Here is a 6,338-nt window from a genome sequence, read left to right on the forward strand (position 1 = left end):
TTGCTCAAATAATAAATAAGTGTAGCATAGATCATTGCTGAATTTCTGGATTATCTGATGGCGAATCTGATCCTTTAGTTTGATAAAACCTCCCCTTATTCTTGAAATCTGGATGATTTTGAACCCATCTATGCAGCCTCCCCTGTGATAGAATTTTTTACATGGCGGCTATTAAAAACTCATCAGCACCTCCTTCTACCAAAAACTCATATCAAGGGATGCGAGCCTTCTATATTCTTTGGGTAGGGCAATTTGTTTCGATATTCGCCACACGGATGACCAATTTTGCCCTCACGCTCTGGGCCTGGAAATTAACCGGGACAGCCACTGGTCTGGTAATGGTTGGGGTGATCACATTTATTCCGGGCGTGATCCTGAGTCCATTTGCGGGGACATTGATCGACCGCTGGAACCGCAAATTGGTCCTGGCCCTTTCGGATGCGGGCGCGGCTCTGGCAACCCTGATCCTGCTTTATCTTTTCACTACTGACCAGGCCGAGATTTGGCATCTTTATGCTACCGGTGCATTGTCCAGCGTCTTTGGTGCATTTCAATACCCGGCTTACTCTGCGGTTGTGACGACGATGGTTCCAAAAGAGCAATATGCTCGCGCAAATGGAATGCGCTCTGTCGTCGGTTCGGCTTCCGGGATTGCTGCGCCATTGCTTGCTGGCACACTCCTCGCAGTCGTCGATATCCCCGTCATCATGGTGATCGATCTGATCACCTTTGGGATTGCCCTTTTTACGCTGATGATTGTTTTTATTCCCCAGCCCAGGCCATCCGAGGAAGCCCAGATTGGAAAGGGATCTGTCTGGGCAGAGACAATGCATGGATTCCGTTATATTTTAAATCGCAAAAGCCTGATTGCGATTTTTCTCCTTTTTACCCTTTCGAATATCCATGCGTCATTTGGATATCCGCTGATGTCACCGATGATCCTTTCTAAAACTGGTGATAACTCGACTATTCTTGGGATGTCGCAATCTGCGGGATCGGTCGGATTCCTGGTCGGTGGGCTGATCATGAGTTTTTGGGGAGGTCCCAGGAAACGCATCCATATGATAAATATGAGCTTTATACTTTGGGGTCTATTTGGTGCATTTATTTATGGATCAGCCTGGTCAATTCCCTTTTGGTTGCTGGGTTCATTTTTAATGGCTGTATTTAATCCGATCATCAACAGTGCCTATATTGCCATTCTACAGGCAAAGGTTGAGCCCGATTTGCAGGGGCGAATCTTTGGGATTGAATATGCGATTTCCACGGTCTCATACCCTCTGGGACAACTCGTCGCAGGCTGGCTGGCTGATAATATTTTTGAGCCAGCTTTGATGCCTGGGGGATCACTCTCGAATACGCTGGGGAGTGTTTTGGGTACGGGTCCTGGAGCAGGGATTGGCTTTGTGATCATCATTGGTGGAGGGATGGCCATTTTCAATGGATTGCTCGGATATCTGGTCAAGCCAATTCGCCAGATCGAAACGCTCTTGCCAGATCATGGTATGGGGGGAGAAAAATAATCAGGAGAGATAAATTGCATATTGAATACTATTTTGAAGTTGAAGGATCTGGCTGCCGAAAATCGAAGGCCAGATATTTTGATATTTATTAAAATGATTTTGAAAACGAGAGATTTATTGGTAAATAGACAAAATGGGCTAAAAAGGTATAATATTCAAAAAATCAAGGAGCTTGAATGCTTTCCCTTATTGAAAAGATCATTTTTGGATTGGGTTTGGTCGTCAGTGGTTATTTTGCCTGGCGAGGCTTTTATCGGATTTTCCGCATCATCAGCGCAGGGAAGGGGCAGCCTGATTGGAAGTTGATCCCTGGAAGGCTGGCCGCAGCGGCAGTCAAATTTATCAGCCTGGAACCCACCTGGAAACTCCGCATTGGAGCAAGCTTCTTTCACGCTCTTATTGCCTGGGGTTTTTCCTACTATTTGTTAGTTAATCTTCAGGACGTGGTTGGGGGATATTTCCCGGATTTTAAACTCTTCGGGGATGAAATTTTGGATGATATATTTCGATTGGGGGCAGATATTTTCACAGTAAGTGTCGCGGTCGGAATTCTCTATATGTTTTCCCGCCGCTTTATTTTTAAATCACGGGTACTTTTGCAAAGCGAGGATACCCTCCTTCACCCAAAAGCGCGCTCCGGGATATTACGGGATTCTGCCATTGTTGGCGCATTCACATTTATGCATGTTGGCTTTCGCTTTTTGGGCGAGAGCTTCCTGATTGCATCCAGTGCACATACAGACCCCTGGCAACCGATGGCCTCGAGTGTGGCCTCATTATGGGGCGGTTGGAGCGGTGCCAATCTTGAGATCGGGATCCATCTCTCATTCTGGATCACACAGGGATTGGTACTATTTTTTCTGCCCTATTTGCCCTGGTCAAAACATATTCATCTCTTTTTTGCTCCGTTGAATTTTCTGCTCAAGCCGGAGCGACGCTCGATGGGCGAACTCACTGCGCTGGATTTTGAAGACGAAAGTGTTGAGCAATTTGGTGCGATCTATCTCGAGGATCTCGGTTACGAGCAGTTTGTCGATGCCTACGCCTGTATCATGTGCAACCGCTGCACAGAGGTTTGCCCGGCGAACCAAACCGGCAAGGCGCTCTCACCGGCTGCGATGGAGATCAATAAACGCTATTTATTGAATTACGAAGGCGATAAAGTTGCCGCGGGTGATTCCGGCAGTATCCGCCTGATCGATTCAGTCATCACTGAGGAGGCTGTTTGGGCGTGTACTTCCTGCGCTGCCTGCATAGATATTTGCCCGGTGGGGAACGAACCGATGCGTGATATCCTCGATATTCGTCGCGGCCTGGTGCTGATGGAAAACAAATTCCCCGAGACGCTGCAGACAGCCTTCCGGGGCATGGAGCGTACCGCCAACCCCTGGAATGTACCCTCGGAAGAACGCATGAAATGGGCTGAGGGGCTGGATGTCCCAACCGTTGAGCAAAATCCCAACCCCGAATATCTATGGTGGGTTGGATGCGGACCTTCGACAGATTCACGTGCCCAAAAGACTGCCCGTGCCTTTGCAGAGATCCTTAATCACGCTGGTGTGGACTATGCCGTTTTAGGTAAAAAAGAGACCTGCACCGGCGATTCTGCGCGTAGGGCTGGCAATGAATATCTTTTCTCAGAACTGGCAACCAATAATGTCGCCCTGTTCAATGAAATCCAGATCCAGAAGATTCTGACGACCTGCCCTCATTGCCTGCATACAATTAAAAACGAATATCCGGCCTTTGGCGGCGAACTTGAAGTGGTTCATCACACGACCCTGATCAATGAATTGATCGGCAATGGACAACTGGAAATGAATGGAAATATGCTGGAAGAGATGGTCACATTCCATGACCCCTGCTATTTGGGGCGGCAGAACGATATCCTCATTGATCCTCGCAGCATACTTCAGCATAATGGAGCGAAGCTGGTCGAAATGCCACGGTCGGGCAATCAATCATTTTGCTGTGGCGCTGGCGGTGCCCAAATGTGGAAAGAGGAGGAGCATGGCACTGAGGCCGTCAAGGATAATCGCTTCCGTGAAGCTGAAAAAACCAAAGCCGGAATTTTGGCAGTCGGCTGCCCATTCTGCATGATCATGATGAACGATGCCGCAAAGGATGCGGGTAGTGAAATGCAGGTGATGGATGTAGCCGAAATTGTAGCCAAACGATTGAAATAAATGGCGCGGATGGAAGTTAGGCCTTAAGATATTCAAATATTTCATCAATATGATTATTAATGGTAGAAAAATGTCCGCCATTTTCCACTTCAACCAGTGTGGCCCTTGGCAATTGATCGGCCAGATACCTTCCCATTGCGACGGGTACCTGTTGATCATATATCCCATACCAGAGCTTGACCTCTAGGTTTATTTCACCAAGTTCGAAACCCCAGGGGTGGACATAGATTTGCCACTCCAAGGCATCCCCCTGGATTCCATCCCGATGGGCCTCTTTGGTTGATTCAGTAAATATTTCGATAATATCCGGCCTTCTCTCGATTAAATCAACATCGGGTATTGGCATGGCCTGTTTCATTCGTTTGAGCATCTGCTCCTTATTGCTGTAAAATCCTGCCATTTGCTTGAGTAAAAAACGATTAACGGGCGGGAATTTTTTAGCAGTCAGAAAGATTAACCGAACTGGCGGCCACATCCCCTGATATTGATCAGGCATCTCCGGGGGAGCAGTCCCACTGATGATGGCAGCTTTCTTGATTCTGGCGGGGATTTTGTAGGTGGTCGCCAACACATGCGGTCCACCCCCTGATAACCCGAATACAGAAAATTTACCGATGCCCAAATAATCTGCCAGGGCAAGAATATCGTCTGGCCAATCCAGCAGTTTACGCATTGGATCAAAGGTTGATATTCCAAATCCGGGACGATCTGGAACAATCAGTCGGATATTATTCTTATTTGCAGCTTCTTCAAACCATTGACCTTCAAGGCGAGAGCTATTTCCGCCTGAGAAATAAAAAATTGGAGTTCCCTTTGGAGGGCCATATTCGGCGAACCCAAGTGTGCGGCCATCTCCTAATTGCATATTTTGATCTGTGCGGTTTTGCTGAGTTAGATTATTTTTCTTCAAAATATTCCTTCATCGGATCAAAATAGGAATCAAACCAGCCCTGGTGATATTGCATCCCATGCTCTGGAAGATTGGAATGTCGAATGGTGATCCTGGTTCCTTTCCCTTCGGCTTCAAGCAAAATTTCAAGGAGGGAATCCTGATCAGAGTCCTCAAACTCGCTTGTTCGCCAATTTTGAAGGATGCGACTGGGCGAATCCAACTCGAGATTCTTTCCCTGGATATATCCATCCCATGCTTCAAAAGTCTCACCATTGGTAGCGGAAACTTTTGCCTGCCCACCTGTCATCTTGGAGTGCTCATCGGAACTGAGCCACGCATTGAATACCACCTTAGGTGGAGCCGGAATTAGATCTGAAATTTCAAAATTTATTCCCATAATTTACCTCATCGAATTCAATTAATAAATGTCCAGCAATTTTTCTGGCACTAAATGAACTATAATTCATTTTATCTCCAAATTCAACCGGATTGAGATAATAAAAAACAGTTCCAAATCAGGAACTGTTTCTGAGCCACCGATGGGAGTCGAACCCATGACCTGGCGCTTACGAAGCGTCTGCTCTACCAACTGAGCTACGGTGGCGTTGTGCTCTACAGCGGCGAAGATTATACCAGTACAGTTTACAACTGCCAAGAAAGGTTTAGGCAGGGATGACAGTCATAATAACGATGACTGTCAATTGCAATCAGGATTACCAATAATGCTTAGAATAGCGATGCTCTCCTATCACACCTGTCCCCTGGCCACCCTTGGCGGGAAGGACACCGGCGGGATGAATGTCTACGTCCGGGATCTGACCCGTCAGTTGGGGCGGATGGGGGTACACGTGGATGTCTTTACCCGTTCGCAGGACGAACATGTCCCGCATGTGCTCCACGATCTCGGATTTGGGAATCGTGTTGTTCACATCCCGGCTGGACCTGAAGTTCCCCTCTCAAAGGATGATCTGGCCGCGCATATCCCCGAATTTGCCGCAGGGATATTACGTTTTGCTGCTGAAAAGAATATTCATTACGATCTGATCCATAGCCATTATTGGATGTCTGGTATTGCCGCAGGAATCCTAAAGGATGTCTGGAATATACCGATTGTCCACATGTTCCATACTCTGGGGGCAATGAAAAATCGTATCGCGCGAAATGACGAGGAAAGGGATGGGGAGTTCCGCGTGGATGGTGAGAAGAAAGTCATCACAAATGCAGATCGGTTGATCGTCGCCACGACAGCAGAAAAATCCCAGCTTCAGTTTTTGTATCAGGCCAATAGTAGAAAGATGGTCATTATCCCGCCCGGTGTGGATACGGAGCATTTTTACCCGATTCCCGAAGATGAGGCCCGGGAGTATATCGGCGTTTCCCCCGATCAATGTCTGGTTCTTTTTGTCGGACGGATTGAGCCGCTTAAGGGGATTGATTCGCTGATGAAGGCTGTCGCAATTTTGGGAATGCATGATGCATCGAACCCATTTAACCTGGCCATAATTGGCGGCGATCCGGACGTGGCACGCGAAGAAATGTCAGAGGAGATGACCCGTTTGCAGGAATTATCTGACGAACTTTGTTTGGGACAGATGATGCTCTTTTTGGGCAAACGCGCCCAGGATTCATTGCCATATTATTATTCAGCGGCAGAGATCTTGGTGATGCCCTCTCATTACGAATCCTTCGGGTTGGTGGCTTTGGAAGCCATGGCTTGTGGGACGCCGGTGATTGCAT

General features: G+C 47.6%; 5 protein-coding genes and 1 tRNA gene. 3 read left to right on the forward strand and 3 right to left on the reverse strand.

Features of this window, described 5'->3' with window-relative positions:
* Nucleotides 1-161: 161 nt before the first annotated feature.
* Both AC3DOM_RS06165 and AC3DOM_RS06170 read left to right on the forward strand, forming a co-directional pair.
* Nucleotides 162-1,523, forward strand: coding sequence for an MFS transporter (locus tag AC3DOM_RS06165; RefSeq protein WP_487918156.1), 1,362 nt, complete (start codon nucleotides 162-164; stop codon nucleotides 1,521-1,523).
* Between the two features lie 176 nt (nucleotides 1,524-1,699).
* Complete coding sequence (locus AC3DOM_RS06170; RefSeq protein WP_487918157.1) at nucleotides 1,700-3,709, forward strand: (Fe-S)-binding protein; 2,010 nt, start codon at nucleotides 1,700-1,702, stop codon at nucleotides 3,707-3,709.
* A 16-nt stretch (nucleotides 3,710-3,725) separates the two neighbouring features.
* Here the strand turns inward: AC3DOM_RS06170 and AC3DOM_RS06175 are convergent, their stop codons facing one another.
* The 3 genes from AC3DOM_RS06175 to AC3DOM_RS06185 all read right to left on the reverse strand — a co-directional run bounded on the left by AC3DOM_RS06175 (nucleotide 3,726) and on the right by AC3DOM_RS06185 (nucleotide 5,205).
* Nucleotides 3,726-4,619, reverse strand: a complete 894-nt coding sequence (locus AC3DOM_RS06175) for an alpha/beta fold hydrolase (RefSeq protein ID WP_487918158.1) — start codon at nucleotides 4,617-4,619, stop codon at nucleotides 3,726-3,728.
* On the reverse strand, nucleotides 4,606-4,998 hold the full coding sequence (locus AC3DOM_RS06180) for an SRPBCC domain-containing protein (protein ID WP_487918159.1): 393 nt from the start codon (nucleotides 4,996-4,998) through the stop codon (nucleotides 4,606-4,608). Before AC3DOM_RS06180 ends, AC3DOM_RS06175 begins: the two co-directional genes overlap by 14 nt.
* A gap of 134 nt (nucleotides 4,999-5,132) precedes the next feature.
* Nucleotides 5,133-5,205: transfer RNA gene (locus AC3DOM_RS06185), tRNA-Thr, on the reverse strand.
* A 118-nt stretch (nucleotides 5,206-5,323) separates the two neighbouring features.
* Between AC3DOM_RS06185 and AC3DOM_RS06190 the strand changes: the two genes are divergently transcribed.
* On the forward strand, nucleotides 5,324-6,338 hold a 1,015-nt coding region (locus AC3DOM_RS06190; protein ID WP_487918160.1), incomplete at its 3' end, for a glycosyltransferase.

Source organism: Candidatus Desulfolinea nitratireducens, from assembly GCF_982879505.1.

Bases quoted from the DNA above. Each gene is read 5' to 3' on its own strand.
- AC3DOM_RS06180 (WP_487918159.1), bottom strand. From the start codon at position 4,998: ATGGGAATAAATTTTGAAATTTCAGATCTAATTCCGGCTCCACCTAAG.
- AC3DOM_RS06165 (WP_487918156.1), top strand. From the start codon at position 162: ATGGCGGCTATTAAAAACTCATCAGCACCTCCTTCTACCAAAAACTCA.
- AC3DOM_RS06170 (WP_487918157.1), top strand. From the start codon at position 1,700: ATGCTTTCCCTTATTGAAAAGATCATTTTTGGATTGGGTTTGGTCGTC.